General features: G+C 56.6%; 14 protein-coding genes and 1 pseudogene. 3 read left to right on the top strand and 12 right to left on the bottom strand.

The features are described from left to right. Positions 1–235: 235 nt before the first annotated feature. The 10 genes and pseudogenes from MMB48_RS10920 to MMB48_RS10965 all read right to left on the bottom strand — a co-directional run bounded on the left by MMB48_RS10920 (position 236) and on the right by MMB48_RS10965 (position 14,866). Positions 236–1,189: an acyltransferase family protein gene (locus tag MMB48_RS10920; protein WP_234884542.1), complete on the bottom strand. Its 954-nt coding sequence runs from the start codon at positions 1,187–1,189 to the stop codon at positions 236–238. After that, positions 1,134–2,819 (bottom strand): hypothetical protein, encoded by a 1,686-nt coding sequence (locus MMB48_RS10925; protein WP_230581230.1) that lies wholly within the window; start codon positions 2,817–2,819, stop codon positions 1,134–1,136. Before MMB48_RS10925 ends, MMB48_RS10920 begins: the two co-directional genes overlap by 56 nt. Positions 2,820–2,858: 39 nt before the next feature. Next, the gene (locus tag MMB48_RS10930) at positions 2,859–3,851 is read right to left on the bottom strand and encodes a glycosyltransferase family 2 protein (protein WP_032744252.1); all 993 of its coding nucleotides are present in this window, start codon (positions 3,849–3,851) and stop codon (positions 2,859–2,861) included. Between the two features lie 135 nt (positions 3,852–3,986). Beyond that, positions 3,987–5,166, bottom strand: a pseudogene (glf, locus tag MMB48_RS10935) (UDP-galactopyranose mutase). Between the two features lie 91 nt (positions 5,167–5,257). Continuing rightward, on the bottom strand, positions 5,258–7,258 hold the full coding sequence (locus tag MMB48_RS10940) for a glycosyltransferase (RefSeq protein WP_032743851.1): 2,001 nt from the start codon (positions 7,256–7,258) through the stop codon (positions 5,258–5,260). Positions 7,259–7,384: 126 nt separating this feature from the next. Further along, the gene (locus tag MMB48_RS10945) at positions 7,385–8,668 is read right to left on the bottom strand and encodes an ABC transporter ATP-binding protein (protein WP_032743850.1); all 1,284 of its coding nucleotides are present in this window, start codon (positions 8,666–8,668) and stop codon (positions 7,385–7,387) included. Then, positions 8,668–9,504 carry an ABC transporter permease gene (locus MMB48_RS10950; RefSeq protein ID WP_162859149.1) on the bottom strand — a complete coding sequence of 279 codons (837 nt, stop codon included), beginning with the start codon at positions 9,502–9,504 and terminating at the stop codon, positions 8,668–8,670. Before MMB48_RS10950 ends, MMB48_RS10945 begins: the two co-directional genes overlap by 1 nt. Before the next feature lie 160 nt (positions 9,505–9,664). Then, on the bottom strand, positions 9,665–11,536 hold the full coding sequence (locus MMB48_RS10955) for a glycosyltransferase (protein WP_032743849.1): 1,872 nt from the start codon (positions 11,534–11,536) through the stop codon (positions 9,665–9,667). 175 nt (positions 11,537–11,711) lie between these two features. Further along, a complete protein-coding gene (locus MMB48_RS10960) occupies positions 11,712–12,938 on the bottom strand; it encodes a polysaccharide pyruvyl transferase family protein (protein ID WP_032743848.1) in 1,227 nt (408 codons plus the stop codon). Next, entirely contained in the window at positions 12,935–14,866 is a 1,932-nt protein-coding gene (locus MMB48_RS10965) for a glycosyltransferase (protein WP_032743847.1), read from the bottom strand. Before MMB48_RS10965 ends, MMB48_RS10960 begins: the two co-directional genes overlap by 4 nt. A gap of 135 nt (positions 14,867–15,001) precedes the next feature. Here MMB48_RS10965 and rfbB point away from each other — a divergent pair, with 135 nt between their 5' ends. Next, positions 15,002–16,027 carry a dTDP-glucose 4,6-dehydratase gene (rfbB, locus tag MMB48_RS10970; protein WP_032743861.1) on the top strand — a complete coding sequence of 342 codons (1,026 nt, stop codon included), beginning with the start codon at positions 15,002–15,004 and terminating at the stop codon, positions 16,025–16,027. An 11-nt stretch (positions 16,028–16,038) separates the two neighbouring features. Here the strand turns inward: rfbB and MMB48_RS10975 are convergent, their stop codons facing one another. After that, positions 16,039–17,268, bottom strand: a complete 1,230-nt coding sequence (locus MMB48_RS10975) for an acyltransferase (RefSeq protein WP_409337983.1) — start codon at positions 17,266–17,268, stop codon at positions 16,039–16,041. Then, the gene (locus MMB48_RS10980; protein ID WP_032743846.1) at positions 17,268–19,361 is read right to left on the bottom strand and encodes a DUF4012 domain-containing protein; all 2,094 of its coding nucleotides are present in this window, start codon (positions 19,359–19,361) and stop codon (positions 17,268–17,270) included. The genes MMB48_RS10975 and MMB48_RS10980 overlap by 1 nt, the downstream gene beginning before the upstream one ends. A 488-nt stretch (positions 19,362–19,849) precedes the next feature. Between MMB48_RS10980 and MMB48_RS10985 the strand changes: the two genes are divergently transcribed. Then, positions 19,850–21,340: an ABC transporter permease gene (locus tag MMB48_RS10985; RefSeq protein WP_032743845.1), complete on the top strand. Its 1,491-nt coding sequence runs from the start codon at positions 19,850–19,852 to the stop codon at positions 21,338–21,340. After that, positions 21,337–22,458, top strand: coding sequence for an ATP-binding cassette domain-containing protein (locus MMB48_RS10990; protein WP_032743844.1), 1,122 nt, complete (start codon positions 21,337–21,339; stop codon positions 22,456–22,458). The genes MMB48_RS10985 and MMB48_RS10990 overlap by 4 nt, the downstream gene beginning before the upstream one ends. Positions 22,459–22,581 lie beyond the last annotated feature (123 nt).

Raw genomic sequence — 22,581 nt, forward strand, 5'->3', positions numbered from 1 at the left:
CCGTCTCAACTGACGTTGCTTGACCAGCTGAGGATAGAACCACTCATTGATCACCGGAACGCGATACAGCAACGCAGCACCGACAAGATCGATTGGCAAACGTACGATAAAGCTCAATAGGACTAGTGGCATATGGGGGAAAGCCGCGCGTAAGAAGCCAAGATACATCTGCCACGGCAATACATCATCTTCGACAAGATGCACGCACAGAATAGCTAGACTTGCTTGGCCAAGCTTACTGAGCCCCCCCGAGAAACATGTGATCCAGCAACTGAGAAATACCGATGACGCATAGCGTACCAGCCATACTGCCAACCACAGCCAGAACAGGGTGCGACCCATAATCATTCATGGCCATACTCATGCCGCCGAAAGAAACAACGTCGATTATCCAGATCAGAAGAGCAGCAACCCAAATATAAGGAATGCGTTTCACGCGACCAAGCACGTCATATTTCTTCGCAAGATAACCAAGATATAGAAACGCAACCGCACACATCCCCGATTGCACACTCCAAGGCAAGCACACATATCGGGATGAAATATATCCAAAAACAAAGCATGCAGCTACCCAGAACACGGTATGGGGAAGCTTGGCAAAAATATGCAGCAAAAGCCGAGCCCAAAACATGGCCAGCAAAAACCAGATTGCGCCAATACGGAACCCAACCGGCCAAAGTGTCAGGTTAGACACGTCACCGTTGCCGTACAATGCAGTCATCCCCCACGTTTGCAAGGCAAGTGCGCGACTCTCATGACGGAGGGTCGCCATGCAGGTTACACCAGCAAGAACACATAACGCGGTTACCGCATATGTGCACAATAATTGTCTTGATTCCTTCGCCCAACGGAATGCACGTTCTGGATGCATAAAATAACCGGCGAGTATAAAGAAAAGCGGCATATGAAAAGAAAAACAGAGCGAGATAGCAACCTGTGCGGCCCTATGGGGAATACAAAGATTGGCCTCAATCGCGCTATGCCCCAGTATCACAGCCAATATTGCAATACCTTTGGCAATATCAAAAAATCTAAAACGTTGCATACGCCATAAACCAATCACAGTAGCGAACATGTCTGCAAGCACAGGTAAACGCAATGAAGAGAATACCCCGCAGAAAACATATCCACAATTATGAGAACCTGCCCCTAATGGTATTGCCGAAGCAAATGAGACTTTGAATACCATAGGCCGCGACCGGAAGCAGCAATATGAAGAACGGCAGGGTGTAAATCCCTTTCGCTTCCCAGAACAGGTAACAAAGGAAGCCGCCGATAAAGGAAGCGCATACTAAAACTCTTGCATAAATCTGGGACGCATGATCGCCAATCGCCTTTTCCCTCATCATGGAATGGATAAGGCCGATCAATCCCACCAACGCCAGAAGATACACAACCGTTTGGAAAACATTCTCGTACCTGAGCAGGATTTCCGACCCTCGTCCTATCAGAAGGAACGAACCCAGTCCGGAAAAATGCCGAGCGGAATCACCTATCTCCGAATACAAAGACGTCATAAATGAGGGCTCCGACCACTCCGACGCGAGTTTCCCCAAGAAAAAGCGCAATCCTTCCTTCGGAGATTCCATAAATCCCATCACCCTCTCTCTGATGAAATCCTTTGAAATCTGCGTCTGAAGGGCATAGTTGTTACCTGTTTGATAAAACGCATCCAAAGAGAATCTGCTCCACCATCCAGGCGGCCTAGTATCCGGGCTCCCCAGTCCGAGGGCAATCCATGAAAGCATCGGCAACCCCTTGCCGAAATTCTCTCCGGTCCGAGCCTGCAACCAGACAGTTGGCAGCTTGGAAGAAGCATACATCACCAGAGCGGAGACCACGGAAACCGGCAGCTGCCATATGCGGCGGCTGTTCCAGACCGCAAAAACAACCGCCACGAGCACCGCCAGCACCACTATCTGATATGTTGTCTTGAAGATGGTGCCGATTCCACAGATGAGGAATCCGACAACAATCGTCAACGCACTAAGCCAGACCTTCTGCAGACGAAGCCCTTCCGCAATCACCCAAGCACCGCATATCGCGATAAAGAAACCAACGGCGTTGGGGTACACGAAGGCTGAAAACATCAGCAGGGGCACGCACATTGACACTAGAACAACGAAAGCCCCATGCCCTCGTTCATCCAAGCCCAGCAAGCTTCCCAAACGCCACAAGACCGCAACCAGTGCGGTGATAGAGACCGCGCTTACGATCTGAAAAGCAAGGATATTGTCTGTTCCAAACAGCGCAAACACTATGAGATACCACAGCATCGGTCCACTTTGGAACGGATAATAGCTAAAATACGAATAGGCGCTGGGAATGCTTCGACCGACACATTCCGCCTGCGTGGCACCCCTCGCGCAATAGCTTTCACTAAACTGCCTGAGGTCTCCCTTGAGCAGGATATCGGCGGCATCCATCAGACTTCGCGAATCCTGATACGTATATGACACCAGATTCAGTGATGTGAGCCAGATGATCTGCATCAGCATCACATACACCAAGAGCGCGATCAAAGCCCATCGTTTGGGTAACTTGGAAACCACAACCGCAAGCACGACAATTAAACCGCATAGCAGAATCGAACCCAGAAGAAACGCTATCGAAGGTGCACCAAAATGATAATCGACCTGTTCCGTAATACTGCCGAGCTGCGGACTGGCTCTTTTAAACGTCACAGTGAAGCAGATCGACAACGCAAGCAACAACAACACGACGGTAACTTGCAGCCCTAGGGCAATCTCAACAAGCCACCGCGGAAGCACGCAGCCGAAAAACGATCGCTCCTTATGCGCTTTTCTTTGCCTAACCATTACAACAATATCCCCTATACACCCGGAATATTCACTTCATTACAGCGTTGTTTCAACGATATACCGAGGACGAGCCTTGACCTCCAAGTATATTTTCGCAATATATTCACCAGTAATTCCGAGCGCAAGCAAAATGAAACCGCCTAAAATCCACATAGAACACATCATCGATCCCCAGCCGGCTACAGCATGCCCTGAAAAAACAGAGACGAGAGTATAGACCAGCATTGCGATTCCAACAAACACCGAGAACAAACCCAATCCGGTAATCATCGTCAACGGCTTCGTCGAGAAAGAGGTCACACCCTCCACCGCAAAAGCAACCATCTTCCTCAGCGGATATTTGGACTCTCCGGCAACTCGCGTTCCTCTTTTGTAGTACACCTTGGCCGTCTTGAATCCAAGCGAAGGAACCAATCCCCGTAGGAACAGATTCGATTCCTTGTACTGCGACAGGGCCTGCAGCGCCGTACGGCTCATCAACCGGTAATCGGCATGATCCGGCACGGTTTCCGTTCCAAGCCACTTCATCAGAGCATAAAACGCATGGGCCGTGCCACGCTTGAACGCGGTATCCGTTTCACGGTTGTCTCGCACACCATAAACGATTTCCGCTCCTTGCATATATTCCTGGACCATAGCGTCCACGGCATCGGGATCATCCTGCAGGTCTGCATCCATGGAGACCGCGGTATCGACATCCAGACTAAGCGCCCGCATCAGGCCGGCGAACAAGGCATTCTGATGTCCCCTATTGTGGGCGAGCTTAACGCCATGGAATACAACGGGATCATCTCTGTGCAGACCCTCGATCACGTTCCATGTCTCGTCAGAGGAACCATCATCAACAAAAATGACGATGCTGTCCTTGGCGATAGCATGAGAATTCTCGAGCTGACGAATCTTCGTCTTCAACGCACCAGCCGTCACATGCAATGCCGCTTCCTCGTTATAACAAGGAATCACAAACGCCAACGTCGGCTCACGTTTCACGCGGGAATTCTGTCCGTTCATCTTCACATCACTCGTCATGCTTGCAGTGTATACCACACCGACAACCCGGCCAAGAAGACTTCTACGACTTCGCCAACACCGTCCGCTTTTCGGCTGGAACGGTATTGCTGTGCCGCACAAGAATCGTGCGACACAGTCCATTCACGATATCGGTTATTTGGTGAGCATCGGGGCGACCTGCTCCTCGTAGGCGGTCAGGGCGGTGTCGATCACCTGGTGCATGTCGTAGTACTTGTACGTGCCGAGCCGCCCGCCGAACACGGTCTTCGGCTCGGCCGCGGCCTTGGCCTCGTACCGCGCGTACAGGGCCTTGTCCGCATCGGTGTTGATCGGATAATACGGCTCGTCGCCACGACGCGCGAAACGGCTGTACTCCTCCCCACACCACCGTCTTGTCCGGATTCTGCCGGTCCCGGCGCTCCGGATTGAAGTTCTTGAACTCGATAGCACGAGTGTACGGCACGTCCGCGTCGGAGAAGTTCATCACCGGGCAACCGAAATGGTCGCCCTCATCGTAACGGACCTCCTTGAAGTCCACCGTCCTCCACTTCAGGTCGCCAAGCTCGTAACCGAAGTAACGGTCGACCGGACCCGTGTACACCACCGGCACGCCCGCGGCCCGCAGGGCCTTCCTGTTGTACGGCTGGGATTCGTCGAAGAAATCCACGCCCAGCGAAACCGTGATGCGCGGATCGTCGATCATGCGCTCCATCCACTTCGTGTAGCCGTCCGCGGGCAGACCCTCCCACGTGTCCTTGAAATAGCGGTTGTCGTAGTTGAAGCGCACCGGCAGACGCTTGACGATCGACGCGGGCAGCTCGGCAGGATCGGTCTGCCACTGCTTGCCCGTGTAGTTCTTGATGAACGCCTCGTACAGGGGACGTCCGATGAGCTGGATGCCCTTGTCGTTGAGGTTCTGCGGATCGGTGCCGGCCAGCTCGCCCGCCTGCTCGGCGATAAGCTTCTGCGCCTCGGCCGGCGTGTAACGCGCGTGGAAGAACTGGTTGATGGTGCCCAGGTTGATCGGCAGCGGATAGACCTCGCCGTCATGCGTGGCATACACGCGATGCACGTAGTCGGTGAACGAGGTGAAACGATTCACGTAATCCCACACACGCTTGTTGGACGTGTGGAACAGGTGCGCGCCATACTTGTGGATCTCCGCGCCGGTCTCCTCATCCATATACGAGTAGGCGTTGCCGCCGATGTGGTCGCGCACGTCGATGATATGCACACGGGCACCCGCATGCTCCACCGCCTGCTGCGCCACCGTCAGGCCAAACAGGCCCGCGCCGACAACAACCAAATCAGGATACTTCACCGTATCAGCCATCTCACAACCTTTCAAACAACATTCACGCACGCAATACGCATTCTCACGTTCATATTACCGCTCATAGCGGAACGCGCACTGGAGGACCCTTTCACCCTTCGAAAATACGCGCCCACGTCTCCATGGAGGAAATTCCGTACGCGCGATACTGGGCCGACAGGCGCCTCCAATTCCTCAGAATCCGCCGAGTAAGGCGATATCCTTCAAGCATGCCTTGGCGGAAACGTTTGTTGTCACGTTTCAGCCACACCACCCCATTGCCATCCGCAGTAGTGACCAATGCGGAATTGACGTGGTCGAAGGCGAGCCACGTCCAAGCGGCATCTCGCGCGGAGATAGCCGCGTCCGGCCGCATGGCCTTATCGGGGTCAACGTTCCTGACGAAACTCGCGGCAATAAGACCGACTGCGGCCTTGTACCGACTTTTCATGGTGGAAGGATGATTCTTGGGGGACTCGACTTCGCTAACGGGCTCAGGGAACGCCTCAAAACTATCCTCGACCTGCGCATCGGGATACTGTGCACGCAACTCACGCACTTCGCCAAGCTTTGTCGGCAGACAATCGACCAGATATTGCGGCCCACGCATAATATCTTTCAACGCCATATGATGAAGCGCCATGGCCGAATAGACAAAGCGCAGACCCAAGCTGGCATCACCGTACAGGGTCTCCAACAGCATGCGAGGCGGCGTATCGGGGTACGTCAGCAAAGCCGCGATCCATCGGTTACGTTCGGTGAAGTACTCCTCCCAGGATCGGGCTGGATCTTTGTCATGCCACGCTTGGTGCCATACGGCCACACCCGGCAGGCAGACCGTCGGAAATCCCGCCTTCCCGGCCCGTAGACCGTATTCGATGTCATCGAACTTGATGAACACCGGCAGCGAAAGACCGATCTTCTTCATCACGGCGACCGGAATCAGGCACATCCACCAACCATTGAAATCCTCATCAATGCGTTGGTGCCGATCCGGCGAATCACGAAGTGGCTCCACCGAGAAATCATGGTTATACCCCATGCTCTTGGATGGATACATCCACATTCGTTGCGGATTGATACGTTCTCCCTGTGTATACAGCATGGTGCGATTATCCAGATGGAACATGCCCCCGCCGACGAGAACTGGACGAATCGTGTAATCGGAGAACTGGATGGAGCGAAGTATCGATTCCGGCTCGCTGACGGCATCATCATCCAGCAGCAAAACAAAATCACTGTCCCCGGCCTTCACCGTCTCATACATGCCACGTGAAAAACCGCCGGAACCACCTAGATTGGCCTGTTGGATATACGTAAGTTGTTTCCCAAGATCGGCGGAAACCTCCGTAAAACCTTCCTGCTCACACACCAAATCACTGCCCTGATCGGTGCAGTACACCGTGTCCAGCCTCTTTCGCAGCGCAGACGAACCCGCGATAGCTCGCAATTGATTCATGCAGTATGCGGCACGGTTGAATGTGGTGATCGCGATGGACATGGAAGTGTCATGTTCGGCGGTTCGCGCACTCCTGGGAACGGCCCAAGCGGCGTCCGTCACGGTCACCGGACCATCGAGAGATTCCGCGTCGAACCAGAAATAGCCACCGTCCATAAGACCGACCATCGGCACATCCACGCATACCGAAACAGCTGAATCCTCGGTCTGTACGACCCGTTCCGCCACCGGATAAATCAGACCGCGACCCGTTGAACGGAAGACGCTGATTTTCGCGTTTCCCACGATGGAGACAGTGAAACGTACAGTCTTCGCGGCCGTCCATCGCCGCCAATACGACGCCGGGAACGCATTGAAAAACGTGCACCCGGACATATGGCCACGATCGTTCAGCGTCAATGACGTGCGTCCAGTGATCGAGAACGAATCACAAGTGACGCCGGCCGAAGATCCCGCGCCGCGCAACAGCCGTTGCAACGTGGACTGATTCATGGAACCGAATTCCAGACGACGCATGTCAATACGGGAATCCAATGTGGTCTCCGCCGCATGCGGGCGGGTCCAGTCAATCGCATACAGGGGGAGGGTCTGTTCGGCATCCTTGACCGGATACACGACGCGCATCACCGTTTCCCAGACTACATTGTCATTCATCAACCGCACTCCCTCGACAACATGCCATCCACCGCCGCACCGTGCCGCAGATACGTTCTCTCCGGGATTCGCATATTCCCGGAGAGGAAGCGTCCACGAACGCGAATCGGGGATGACGTCCAACCGCTAATTCTTTGGTTCCTCGATCTGCGTAATCGTCAACGCCCTATCGCTCAACAACGCGTAATTACGATTGCGGGAATCGCGAATCACGAAGGTGCACGCATTGTCATCCAATGCCACGGCCACGGCATCGGTCATGCGATCGTCGCCGGGCGCGGGCGTACGCAGCGACGTGATGAGCCTGAACTCGCCATCATTGAACAGATTCAAAGGCATCTCGAAGTATACCGTCTGGTGCCCATGCTTCTCCATTTTGATTGTCTTTGCGCCGGTATCGTAGGTGATGCCGCCACGTCGAACATCATGCATGGCGATGGCCAGATAGAAATCACCGGGTTCATCATACTGATACTCGACGGCGAACGTAAACGTGTCCGAACTCTTAAGAATCAGGGGCGAGACACCGTATGTCCGCAACAACGGGCATCGGGCATTCAAGCCGTTGGGGTACTCGTCCTTGTTTTCGGAAACGATCTTCCTGCGCTGCTCCTGCTTTCGCTCTTCCGCTTCCAGATTGGCGAGAGTGTACTGTTCGGCGACCGTCTCCCTGTCACCGATCGCGGCGACGACGCCGTCCTGGATGAACATGGCACGAGTGCAGTATCGTTTGATGGCGCTCATGTCATGGGTGACAAGAATCACGGTTTTGGTCGGATCCTTTTTGATCTCCGTGAAATAATCATTGCACTTGCGTTGGAACGCCTCGTCTCCAACCGCCAGCACCTCGTCCAGCACCAGGATGTCACCCTGTGCTTTGATGGCCACGGAGAACGCCAGTCGGACCTGCATGCCCGAGGAATAGTTCTTGAGCTTCTGATCCATGAACTCATCAAGCTCCGCGAAATCGACGATGTCGTCGTACATCGCGTCGACTTGCTCACGAGAGAATCCCAGCAGGGCACCATTAAGGTACACATTCTCCCGGCCCGTCAATTCAGGATTGAATCCAACTCCAAGCTCAATGAATGGAACCAACTTGCCATGAACCCGAATCTCGCCATCATTGGGATAGTAGATCTGCGAAATCAGCTTCAACAGAGTCGACTTGCCGCCGCCATTGCGACCTACGATGCCAAAGAACTCGCCCTGATGGACTTCAAAGCTGACATCCTTGAGTACCGTCTGTTTTTTGTAGCCCTTCACGCCCTTGGTCCAGTTTATGACAGCCTGCTTAAGACCGGTCGCCTGCTCCGTTGGCAGCTTGAAGCTCTTGGAGACATGGTCCGCCGACAGCACAACCGGGGCCTTGGTGTAATCGTATTTCTTCACTGCACTGTTCTCAGCCATCACATGACCTCCGCAAACTTGCGACTATTCCGGCGGAAAAGATATATGCCGAGCCAAAGCAACGCGACCGTGAGAGCTATGGGGAACAATCTGACCCCCCAATTGCCGAACTGGTTCCAAATCGTCGGCTGCGTCTCCGGCGCAATGAAATTATGCCGGATATCCTGAATGGTCTGGGCAAACGGATTCAGCAACTCCAGACGAGCCGCATCAGCGATCCATCCTCCTCGATCAGTCACATACGTAAGAGGGTAGATGATAGGCATGCTGTAAAACACCAACTGCTGGAGCACTTCCCAAATATGGGCAATGTCTCGGAAATACACGTACATGGTGGCCATGAGCAGCGTCAGAGCCAGTGTAACGGCATACAGCTCCACGATATTGAACGGCAATAGCACGACACGCCAAGTGAGCCTCACTCCCGAAATCAGCGCAAAGACAAGGACAACCACCAAATTGATGGCATAGCCGATCAAAGCGCCGATAGTCGCGGAAACGACCACGATATAGTTGGGGAAGTGCACCTTGCGCAGCAAATCACCACGATCGACGACCGCACGCAAACCGACGTTCGTGGACTCGGTCACGAATTGCCATGAGCTGATGCCCAGAAGCAACACCACCGGATATGTGGACGTTCCGTCGGACATCCGCAGGAATTTGCCGAAGACCACGTACATCACGCAGAACATCATCAATGGTTTCAGAACCGACCAAGCGATGCCCAGGAAAGACCCCTGATAGCGCAGCTTGAAGTCCGTTTTCACCAAGCCACGCAGAACGGTCCATGCATAACCGTATCTGTTTCTTATCTTCTGTACCAACTGTTCCACGAATAGCATCCTATCAACGACGATTCCACCAGAAGCAAATGAGCATGAACCTGAGACGGACAAGTACTCCGACCCATTATTTTCGACGACGAAGATCTTCGCACTCGAATTCATCGTGAAGGGGCCTTGCCCTATCGAGACCCCTTCACGACAAACGACATCAGTTCATCTTCAGGTAGTTTTTCCAGTATTCCAGCGAGGTCAGTTCCGAACGCGCAGCGGCGTATTCCTTACGAAGACGCTCGATATTGGCCTTGTAGTACTTAAGGTCGTGGGCGTAACGCTTCTTGATCTCCTTGTAACGTTCCGCGTCCTTGGTGCGAATGATGCCCTTCCGGTTGTACCAGTCAAGAACAACAAGCTTGTGCTTCCCCCGGATGACCCCAGCGGGGTACAGCCATCCCTGCAACGGGATGATCGCATACCCGGAACCATCCTTCTTGAAATAACGCTGGTTGTTGTCGGAAATCAGGTCCTCGATACGCTCCGGAAGGCTGCGCGGCTTGTCCCCGTCGATCAGCTGGCGATCGACACCCGCGATACGCAGTCCATCCAGCTCGGGATCAGCGTCGATCTGCGACTGAAGCGTTGCGAAATCAACGAGCTGCTCCTTGTTCCGGTTTGCGGCCATGAAGCTCTGTTCCGCCTGTCCCGGCTTCTTGATGAAGGACGGTCCCTTCAGGAAATCCTCGAAGGCGTCCAGACAGAGCTCGGCGTTCCTATAACCGAACTTCTTGAGTTCGAGACGAATATTGTTGTGCAGCTCATACATGAAATCCGCCTTCGGAGCCATGCCGCAAGTCGCCTGGGCGATCATGGTGTTGCGCGTGGTCTGATACCGTTCCACAGCCGGGTTATAGCGCTCGAAGAACGACATATGCCATACGCAAAGGCTGTTCATGGTGATGAAACCGGTCTTGCAACGAATACCGTACTCGGCGTCATCGCAACGGACAAACACCGGCAAAGGCAGGCCGTTCTTTTCGATGACCGAGATCGGAATGCAGCAGTACCACCAAGCGGCATACATGTTCTTCTTCTGCCACTTTGTGGGAATGTACAGTTCGTTGTACACAAGATCCTCGAACAAGGTCAGACGCAGAGGCGGCTTGCACCCGGCGAAGGTACCCTGCGGGGTCATGTTGCCGATGTCTTCCCACTGGTCTTCGCCGACCTCGTAGTTCAGCATCGCGCCACTGATCATATCCCCGCGATATTCAGGCTTGAGAATGCGAAGCAGATTGTAGGTACGCTTTATGCTTTCGGGGGAAACGGCCACGTCATCGTCCATAAGCAGAATGTTCGTGGCCTTCGGTTCCTGCTCCATGGCGGTGATCATGCCCCGGGTGAATCCGCCGGCCCCACCGACATTATCGTTCGGAACCACCTGAACACGATCGTCGCTCAGCTTCTCCGCATCCAGTGTGCGCCCATTATCCATCACATACATGTGGAAATGCTCGGCGATGGAATCACCCGAGTTGATGATCTGGTCCTTGACCAAACCGATGTTCCGTTCGATGAACGCTTCCTTTTTGAACGTGGTCGTGGACAGCACCAGCTCTATGTCGTTCAGCGCCGCACTGGTCTCAAGAACGTAATAGCTATTGCGAATGGCCACCGCCCCTTCGGTCTTCACGAGAAAACCGAGGATCACCATATCGTCCGTGACTTCCAGCGGCAGGTCGACGGTCTGCCAATCGTCAGAAGCCATCAGTTCCGAGGAAACACCCTCAACGGGAATCGAACTATGCGCGAACGCATCGCCCATGGTCTGCTGCACCTTGCATGCCGCACCCTTGAGCTCAAGGTGCAACGCGAACTTGGCCGCAGTGGTGTACTTCCTCAGCTTCATCACGGACAGGGAATTGAAATACGTGCTGAAATCAAAGGTTCCGGCACCGGTCATCGTCCACTCGCCAAGATGGTCGTCAAACACGACGGGATGGTCGGAACGACAGTACAGCGACGGATAGGCGACAGAACGAGGATTGGTCTCCAGAAGGATATTCGCAAATTTCAAAGTCGGCATTCGACTACCACCTCATCTTTTTCAGGCCGTTACTTCTCAATCCAACAAAACAACTGTACAAAGCCTACTTCAATCATTATCGTCGTGCAATTCCGCCGCTTTCCCGATCGGCCCCGTCCCAACCCGCGCCAACGGTGCCGCGGGGGCCGCAAACGTCGCCGGTCGCTAAGCCGAATCACCGCAGATCAGGGTATATCGCGGCGGTACTCCGCCTGATCTGCGCAGAATACCGTTGAGCCAGTGCCGCACTCACGAATCCGCCCCCCGCAGGAGGCGCCGGGTGCCCGATTACGTTTCTGGTCCAGTGGGAACCCATCCGTATAACAGCCTCGTGCTTGACGTCGTAATATCCGGCATCCACCGATATGTATGAGCCTCCACAACCCTTCGCGGCCGCAAGGATGTGCGGATGGTAGCGAGTAGACAACCATCGTTGCCCGGCGCGAGCTGGAAAACCCTTTTCCAACACGTCAATGACCGGGAAGAAACGAAGATTCGAGTAACCGTGCCGGGCAAGATACGGCAATATCGGATAGTCGATCCGAGGATTGCATTCGACCACGCCCACGGCCTCGTCTTTCTTGACTCCCCAACGTTCCAGCGTGCGTTCAACCTGTTCGAACAGGGCACCGTCGTTCTCCACAAAGTCGGACTGCACGCACACCATCACATCGGGAAGACCCTCCGAAGATGAATAACAGCCTCTCAGCCCGTTGACGAAGCAATCATCCGGCGCCACGACGATATCAGCCTCTCCGCGACCGTCACTGCCCCTCTGCAACGCATGTCGAGTGGGCACGTCTCGGACGGTGAACATGTCGAACGACGATGCCGCCGACCTCGCGAATTCCAAGGAGGCTCCGCTGATCGGCATGAGCCCGAGACCAGTCGCGACCACCGGTATATTACGCGAGCGAGCCCACGGACCTACGGCCAGACGCGATAGATTGCACGTCCAGTCGCCACGCATATAACCGCCTCCGAGCATGTGCACGCTGCGGGCGCCGCGTTGCAATAATCTGATTCCACTCGCATAGTTCGGAGCAATGGATTCATCATCCAGCGCCCGCCTTACAAAAGCGGCTATATCGTTGATCGGCCCATCATAAGGCAGTGAATTTTCCGTGCCCAGCCTTCGCAATGTGTCCGTGAAAATGGCGTGCGGGTGCTTATCTTTCAGAATCACAGCGGCAGGACCCGGACGGGCGCAATCCACGACAACCGGCACGTCAGGATACCGCTCCCCGAGTAATTTGAGCCATTCTCCAGCGATTAGCTCATCGCCGTAATTCGGGTACCCCGGCTCCGCCACCAGATAAAAAACTCTTCCGCCTTGGCTCGCCTCGGCATCCTGCACGGACTTTCCGATACGCGAACGTAATGCGCGCAGCATGGACTTCATCGTTTCGCTTCCTCGAGGTACGTATGCCAGAACTCAAAAGAAGTCATCTCGTCACGGCATTTTCGATACGCCTGCCGAACATCGGTATCGTCCAGCAGTGTTTGGGCCAGTCGTTCGAAACGCTCTCGCAATTGCCCGTTGCGCGCCTCGTCCCGCACGCGCAACGCTCCACGCCTTCCGGTCGTGTCAACGGCCAAGGCTTTGCCCGCATCATGCAAGATTCGCCAAGGCCGGCACCATCCATCATTGGGAATGATCACCATCTTGTCATCGGATATCGGTTGTTCCTGAATCTGATGCGCTTCCACTGCCTCGCCCCTCTGCAAAACACGCCGGAGCTTATGACGGACACGGGCCATGAGGCGTGCGCGATCCCGTGAATCGGGAATGTCGGGCTTCTCGATGGCCTCGACGTTCTCGTCATTGGCGTTCAATTCCAGTGCAAAGATATCGATGGCATCGGGAGCATCGGGAATTTCCTCCAAGGGCGTCAAACGCTCTGCCTTATCCCGGGCTTTCCTGAACAAGTCTTCGCCCACAGGGCGACGATAATAATCAGGTCCCCTAAGATAATCTTCAATCGCATCACAGGTAAGCTCCATGGAAGCGTAGTCGAAGCGGCGACCGTGATTGATCACATTATCCCGCATGAGTTGAATCATGGTGGACATGCTGTGATGCGGATCCGGCGTAAAAGCCTCTTGGATCAACATGTTACGTGTGGCAAGATACACTTCCACCGCGGCGTTCCAGCGCAGGTCAAAAGCATCATGCCATACGCATACACCATTTATCGTGATGAATTTCAACGGTTCTTTCTCTTGAATGCGTGTCGCATATTCAACGTCATCCCTACGGTAGAACAACGGGATCGGCAGACCATAATCCGTGATGCGTCGTGCGGGGAAGCAGGAATACCACCATGCGGAGTACAGACCATCCGCATCGGATGCGGGAATAAGCTCCTCATTAAACGAGATGTCGTATTCGCGATCCATGATCAGACGCGGCTTGAAAGGTCGTAGATTCCGTTCAGGGGTTATCACACCGATATCTTCTTGCTGCATCTCAAAGTTTGCAGTAGAGAGCATCGCACCGGCAATGGTGGCCTCCTGATATTCAGGCCCTGCGTATTCCAACAATCGCAGAGAGCGCTTGAACGATTCCGGACAGACGGTAACGTCATCATCCATCAACAGCACATGCGTGGCCCAACCCGATTCCACGGCGTGCAGCATGCCTGCCGCGAATCCTCCGGCACCGCCCACATTCCCGTTGGGAATCAGCGTTACGGCAGGGTTATCGGCGCACACCGCCTCGGACAGGGTACGGCCGTTATCCACCACCGTCAGGCGGAAATGATCCCCCCACGCGACGTTGTCCAGCAGTTCTTTGCGAATCAGCTCGATGTTACGTGCGACTTGCCGTTCTTTTCGGTAAGTCGTTGTAATGATCTCGATACGGGTTTCTTGAGGCGACGGCAAGTCGGCATAGTACGCTGCATTCCGCACCGTGGCGGGATATGCATTCGTTGTTATTGTAAATGCGACCAACTGCGCGTCAAGTTCCTTGGGATAAGCGATGGTGTAGCGGTACCAACCATCTTGAGTTTGGGAAGGAGCATGGTCCGACTCACAGATGACACGCTTCTCGAGACGCCGATAGATCATCTCCGTCAAGGTGATATGAACCGGAGCGCTCGTCTCGACGATCAACGTCGGCGTCAGATCGTCGATTCCCGTGTAGCGCCGCCACTTCTTCAACGAAAAAGCGCCGAAATAAGTCATGAAATCCGCATAACTATATGCTCCGACAGTGAGTGTTCCATCACCGACCCCGGAATATGACGGTGACTTCACGTACAGCGGCAGAATCGCGCAGGACGAAAGAGACGGCTTCCAAACTGGACGGCTCAAGTCGACGAGCATAAACGGCACCTTCTAGATAAAAACCCTGTAACGGATTCAGATTACCATCAGGCCATTCGCACCGTCCATCCCTGCCGTCTCAATGCCGACCCCCCAGCCGTTGGCATGCGACGGTATGCTGGAATGGTGAACAGCATGGCGTGCGGCGGCGTATTCGGGCCGCGTAATATTCTGGTGACCGGCGGATGCGGCTTCATTGGCGCGAACTTCGTGCGATACGTGGCGCGGAACCATCCGCACGTGCACATCACCGTGCTCGACAAGCTGACGTACGCCGGCAATCCGGAGAACATCGCCGGCCTGCCACCGTCGCAGGTCGATCTTGTCGTGGGGGACATCTGCGACGTCGCGCTGTTGGAGCGTATCGTGCCCGGTCATGACGCCATCGTCCACTTCGCCGCGGAATCGCACAACGACAACTCCATCGCCAATCCGGAACCGTTCATCCGCACGAACGTGGAAGGCACGATGCGGCTGTTGGAGGCCGCCCGGAAACACGACGTGCGCTTCCACCACATCAGCACCGACGAGGTATACGGCGATCTGGCGTTGGATGATCCGGCGCGTTTCACGGAAGACACGCCGTATCGCCCCTCAAGCCCGTACAGCGCTTCGAAAGCGTCGTCCGACCATCTGGTGCGCGCATGGGTGCGTACATACGGCCTGCGCGCCACCATCTCCAACTGCTCCAACAACTACGGCCCATACCAGCATGTGGAGAAGTTCATTCCACGGCAGATCACCTCCATCATGGAGGGCGCGCGGCCGAAACTGTACGGCACCGGCGAGAACGTGCGCGACTGGATACATACGGAAGACCACTCCCGCGCGGTGTGGGCGATCCTCACCCGCGGGCGCATCGGCGAAACGTATCTGATCGGAGCTGATGGCGAGATGAGCAACATCGCCGTGCTGCGCATGATCCTGCAGCTGATGGGCCAGCCGGAGGATGCGTTCGACTGGGTGCGGGACCGTCCCGGGCACGACAGGCGATACGCAATCGACGCATCCAAACTGCGCGCCGAACTGGGCTGGTCGCCGATGCACACCGATTTCGCCGGCGGACTGCGCAACGTCATCGATTGGTATACGGAACACCGCGACTGGTGGGCGCCGACCAAGGAGGCCACCGAGGCCCGCTACCGCGCGCAAGGGCAGTGAAACGACGGCTGCTACAGGCGGCCCTTCCGCGGCAGAGCGACGTTGCGCAGCAGACGCTGCACGGGCTTGAGCACCACGGTATCGGCAATCACCGCAAATAGCAACGCCGCGAGCAGCGTGGCTGCGAACATCAGCACGCTGATGCCCGCGTACGACCATCCATCCGTGGGCGCGGGAATCCGCGGGCCGATCAGCACCTTGGACAGGGGCGAATGCACCAGATAGATCGTGTAGGAGTACCCCGCCAGCCAGGTGATCGCCCTGCGCATCCGCGCCGACGCCGGATGCACGTCGTACCGGAAGAACAGGAACACCGCGGCCACCACCACCGCGAAGGAAACCGTGAGCGTGCGGCCGACCTGGATCTGCTGGCCGGCGAACAGGTACGGCGTGGCGACGGTCCACGCCAGGGCGAACGGAGCCAACGCGTACAAACCATGCCGCATCCGCGTGGACGGCGGATAGTATTCCAGCACGAAACCGAGCAGATAGTAGACCAGCAGTCCCCGCCAGGGGAACGACTGCAGGAACGTCAACGGGTATCCGGCAAGATTGCAGATCTGCTCGGCGGCGGCCACGGCAGCGGCCAGGCCGATCAGCAGCCAGACACCCGACCGGCCTATCGCGCGCATCATCGCGGCCAGGAACGGCGTCGCCAACACAAACCCGGCAAGCATGAATACGAACCAATAGACGGAATCGTCATACCCGGAGAACAGGTCAAACAACGTTCCAGACACAGCGCCGCCAACCGAACGATGATCGATCACCAGGTAGGCGACGAATCCCATGCCGCCCGCATACAGCAGATACGGCACAATCAGCGAGACGAAACGTTTGTAGTAGTAGCGCACGTACGGCGCGAGGCTACCGGGATCGGCTTGGCCGGCACCGCCGCCTGTCCGGGCATCAGAGCCAGAACCCGGCAGGTTGCCCGACGAGCGGGTGCTCCCCAGCCGGCCGGCGTCGCACGTCAGGTTGAACCGGCCGGACACAATGATGAACAGCGGATTGCAGACCATGAACAACGCGAACAGCACGGATCGCACCGTTTCCGCGCCGCCGGTGAGAGCCATCTTGACGGGCATGTAGTTGTTGATCACGTGGACGCCGATGACCAGGCACATCGCCACCACGCGCAGCAGATCGTAGTTCACGTCGCGCGGCCGGCCGGCGGCACCGACAGCACCGGCGACACCGGCCGTACCGGCGGCGTCGGAAACGGAATCGGGCATGGTCATCACATGGATCCCGCCAGGGACTTCAGATCGACCGGGCAGCTGATCTGGCTCTTCAGATTGTCCAAGGTGTCCAGGCCGGCCGAGGGATCGGAGGACGCGCCCTTATGCGCGTCGTTCTTGCCGCCGTTCGCACCATCGGCGCCGTTCGCACCATCGGCGCCGTTCGTATCCGCCGAGCACTCATCGGTCACCTTGCCGTTGGAGCCCGTCTCGATGCCATCCGCATTCACCACCGGCGTGGTTACCGCGTTCAGTGGATGTGTGGCATCGCTGCTGACCCGAACGGTATAAGCAATCGTCAATTCTTTTCCGGGCTCGATCCACTGCTGGTTGAACATAATGTACTGACGGTCATACAGGCTCGCGGTGTTGGTATCCCATGAATCTATATCAGCCTGCACAGCGGTGATTTCGCCACCGTACGGGGCGGTAAGCACCACGCGGTACAACATGCCGCCGAGCACTGGATTCTCCGAGCCGCCATTAACGAAATCAGGCAACGATTCGGCCTTAGCCTTAGTCAGCGTGTTCTTCATGGTGAAGGTGACCGTGTATTCGTCGCCGAGCTGATCTTCCGTAAACTGACCCAGCTGCGTGTTACGCACGGCTGTCGTGATGCGCTTATCCAGCACGCCAGAATACAGGGCGTTCTGGCTGGCCGAGACGTCACCGCAAGTCTTTGTGACCGTGGTGGAGGTCTTCAGATACCAATCCTGCTTGCCTTGCTGCAACTCCGAAAGATAGATGCCGGTTTCAGGCACCTGACTGTCAGCAGACAGCTCACCACTGGCCTTATCGTCGATAAGTCCGGTGGCAATCAGCGCCTCCTGCTCATCCGGATCAGCCATCCATAGCTTGAAATGACCGCTAGCGCTGGTATCTCTGATTGCCTTCAACAGCGGGGATGCGGTAGAAGCATTCGCGTTACCAAGCACGTGGTTCATAATTGCTTGAGCCGCTTCGGAAACGAAGTTGTTCTGCTGCTCGAAGTCCGGGTAATCCGTGTACAGGTCCGAGGCGAAGAACGGCACCGTGGTGGTGCCATCCAGCACTCGGCCGTCCGAAAGCTTGACCTTGCCTGTGGCTCCCAGCAATGCCTGGAGGAATACGGGATCGAATGACAATACACCCGCTACGTTCTTGTCTTCGTTGCCTTTCTGATACAGCCACATGTATTTGTTCATCTGTGCCACACGCTGGAATTCGGGGTCGATGGTCGTGGTGGCCGGGTACTGGTCAAAAGTGTCGCCAAATACCTGGCGCTCCTTCAGCACCGTAGCATCCATTGGCTTCTCAGGAATGTCCCAACCAGAAGTGGTGGCGAAATCACCGATGGTAATCGTGCCCTTATCTGCCGTGATTGCGGCGATGGTGCCCACCATGCCGCCCGCCGAACGCAGCTCGGCCGGGTTCTGCACCATCACCAAATACGTGCGCTTGCCGTCCTCGCCAAGCAGCTGCGGTAGCAAGTTAATGAGGCCATCGTATTCGCTGAGCATCGAATCCACGGTCTTGAGCGCAGCCTTTTCGGATTCGAGCACGGTGGCCACCTTGGCGACGCTCGGAGTCGGCACCTTGTTGAGCTTGGTGAGCTGCTGCGAGATATCCTTATGCGCCTGCTTGACGATATCCGGCATATCCATCAGGGCGCTGACGTCCACCGAGCCATTCTTCAGGGAGAAGCCCTGCAATCGTTTGGACAGGTTCAGCAGATCAGTGAACGGACCGTTGACCAGCGTATCCACGGAAGCCAGCATTTCGCGGGCAGCGGTGATGTCGCTGCCAAATCGCGAATGGTCGCGGAAGAAGTCCCACTGCGGGCCGTTCAGCTCCTCGTTGAGATCATTGGTGGCATTGACCAACTCTTGGGAGATGTCCGACAGACTCTTATCGCTGCCGCAGCCAAGTGCCGAATTGGCCAGACCTTCGGCGGATGTCAGCACACGCTGCGCATCCGCGGCCATTCTCGAGACGGATGCCGCGTAGAGCGTGCCCACACAGGTGACGCTGGCCAGCAACGTCAGCAGCAGTACAACCACCACTCGCGCCCATATCGGTGTACGGCTGACCAGCGAACGGCCGTTGCCACCCACGTGCTGGGGAGTCAGGTTTACGGGACCCGTCTGCTGATTTGCAGCGCTATTCGTAGATGCGGAGCGATTGGATTTCCCGTTATCGGCATGGCGGCTTCTCCTACGCCCCACAGCCTTATGGCTCGAATGCCCTGAAGTGAATCGCATACTTATCCTACCCGAAAATCTGCTCAGCTCATACTCTTATCCAACGGCGCAAGGCCACGCTTCCGGATGCCGGACTCCGGGCGAATCCGGAATCGCAGACATGCCGGAGCACACGTGACGCCACGCATATCTCATGCCAGTGTACCGATGCCACCGAAATAGACCGAGGGTTTATCCCATACCGGGTGCAAATCCCCTCATGACCACCACATCGCTGTCAGAATGTTCTCAGACTTCATTGAGGGGTATAACAGTATTGCGCAAGAAAACGGTCACTAAACGCAACAATAGTTAAAGCCGTATTGATCTGTTCGGCTTAGGAGAACGGGAGAGGTAATTACATGTTCGTCCTCAGCAACGCCTGGCGGGCCCTGACACGTTCTAAAGGACGTACGGCCCTGACCGCGTTCATCACCTTGGCGGTCACCTTCGGCACAGTCGCCGGACTGGCCATCATTCAGGAAGATACCAACGCACACACCACCGCGTACGATCAGCAGAAGGCCACGTTGGCCATTCGCCCGACTGCGGCTACGTGGAAGAAGGTCTCCGCTACCGATCAGTCCTCCACCAGGCATTACATGACGTGGTCCACCTACAACGAGTACGCCGCACTCATCCAGTCGGCCGTCAGCTCGCTGAACTTCACGTTCACCGAGACCGCGCCGGCGCGCGTGAACGGCGACCTGAAGGCCCTCGACGGCGGTTCGCTGGGCACGGCCGGAGACGATGCGACCGGCGGACGGCTCATCTGGCGGGCGTTCTGGACCAAGGACGCCGCCACGGCCAGCGACCTCGGCGCCTACGCCATCGTGGACGGCAAGAACCTGACCTACGACACCCAGTCCTCCAACCCGGACGCCACCAGCGCACTGGTGTCGAAGGCGTTCGCCTCCGCCAACGGCCTGAAGGTGGGCGACACGTTCAAGGTGGCGACCGCCTCGGATCCCTCGACCACGGCCGAACTCAAGGTGCGCGGCATCTACCGGTACACGTCCGGATCCACCGTCGACAATCCGGTGACGGCCGCCCGCAACCGCGAGAACGCGATCTTCACCGCCTATCCGGCCTTCTCCAAGGCCGGACTCGACCCGCAAAGCGTCGACCAGAACACCCCCGGCTGGAAAGTGCCCGACCTGGACGTGACGTTTGACGTCAACAGCCCCGCCACATACCGGGCCTTGGTCGCCAACCTCAAGAAGGCCAAGCTGCCCGCCAAGGGTTACGCCGTGTCCTCCCCCTCGCTGGAGGCCTACACCGCCTCGCTGAAGCCGTTGGACAAGCTGGCCTCGCGGGCGAGGACCTATACGGCCATACTGGCCGGCGTGGGCGGCGTGCTGTTGCTCATCCTCGTGCTGTCAGGCGTGTGGGCGCCCAAGCGTGACGACGAAATCGGCATGGCACTGGTGTCCGGCGTCACTCGCGGGCGTTTGGGATGGCAGTTCATGCTGGAAGTGTTCATCGTCACCCTGCCCTTCTACGTAATTGGTCTGGTCGGAGGCGCGTTCGCCGCCAAGCCGATCGGACCTGCTCTGGCATCCGGCCATGCCATCCCGGTGACATCGGACCTGATTTGGACCATGGTCTGGTATGGACTGGGTTCAATCCTGATCCTGGCGATTCTTGCCGCCCTGCGCCTTGCGTTCTTCAGCGCGAACAAGCTGTTCGCCGCCGATGGCGACTGGGGCACCGTGAGCGAGACTGAGGCGATTGAAACGGCCGAAACCACTGGCGCTGCTGAGACCGATGAAGCTGCTGAGGCCACCGCTCATGATGCCGGCGAGGCCAATAAGACGACCACCACAACCGACGATGCGGAGGCACAGGCATGAGCGACAAGAACAACGATCAGGAACTCGAGAAGACCACTGACGCAACGGCTGACGAAGTGACTTCTGAGACTGAGACGAACGACGCCATTGAATCCGTTCCAGCTGGCTCCGTGCAGTTCAGCGTGACCTTCGATGACGTTGATGACGAAGGCACTGTTGACGATGGTATTTACAGCGCACTGGCATCTGCCGAAACCGGAGCAACCGACGAGACCAGCGAGGCCGAAGCAGACGCCATCGCTTCGGCCAACGCATCCGCCGAAGTGACCGAGCGCAATGCCGCCCGCGTCAACGAAACACTCCGACTGGCCAGAACCGATCACAAAGACGCATTGGCCGAGCATGCGGAGCCTCAGGGCAAAGCGACCGATCCCACCATGACGCTGGCCTCGCGTATCGATCGCGTGTTGGTGGGCGGCGGTTCCGACGACATTCTGCTCAAGACCTACCCGACCTTTGCCCTGAACAAGGTGACGGTCGCCGGCCCCAAGGGCAAGGTCAACATCCTCGATGACGCGAATTTCTCCTGCTATTCCGGGCACGCATACGCGCTGCTGATCAGCGACGACCCCGATTCGGGCATCACCGCCGACGCCAAGCGTCGCGCGCTGATGGGCGTGATGAGCGGTTTGACCACACCGGCGTCTGGCACGGTGATGAACAAGAGCGCCAACATTGTTGAGCTCGAGCCCGTGGAACTACGCGGCCACCGTCTGGGCATCGTACCGCAGCTGCACGCCGTGCAACCGAATCTCGACGCCGAACAAAACGTGCTGTACGCCATGAATGCGTCCAACCGCAACTTCCTGAAGCCCAAGCCGGTGATCGCCCGCGAACTGCTGGCCAAGGTCGGCTTCTCCGAGGCCACCAGTGGCGTGGCCGTCGGCACGTTGCCTTTGGTGCAGCAGCGTTTGGTGGCCATCGCCCGTGCAATCAGCACCGAGGCCGAAGTGCTGATCCTCGACGAGCCGACACGAGGGCTGAACGCGGATGACGAGGTGACCGTGTTCGCCGCGCTGGCCAAGCTGGCGCACACCGGTGACCCGAAGCATTGCGTTATCGTGCTCACTGTGTCACGCGAGATCGCCGAAGCAGCCGACACACTCTTCAAGATCTGATCTGTCCGGCAGCAATACACACCAGACACACCAGCACAGGCTCCTGAAGCTCACGATGTTCGGATACATACCAAACATCGTGAGCTTTTTCGATTTCGAGGGGCTGATTTGCGTGTTCCGGGA

Source organism: Bifidobacterium sp. FKU (assembly GCF_026016385.1).
Classification (GTDB): Bacteria; Actinomycetota; Actinomycetes; order Actinomycetales; family Bifidobacteriaceae; genus Bifidobacterium; species Bifidobacterium infantis.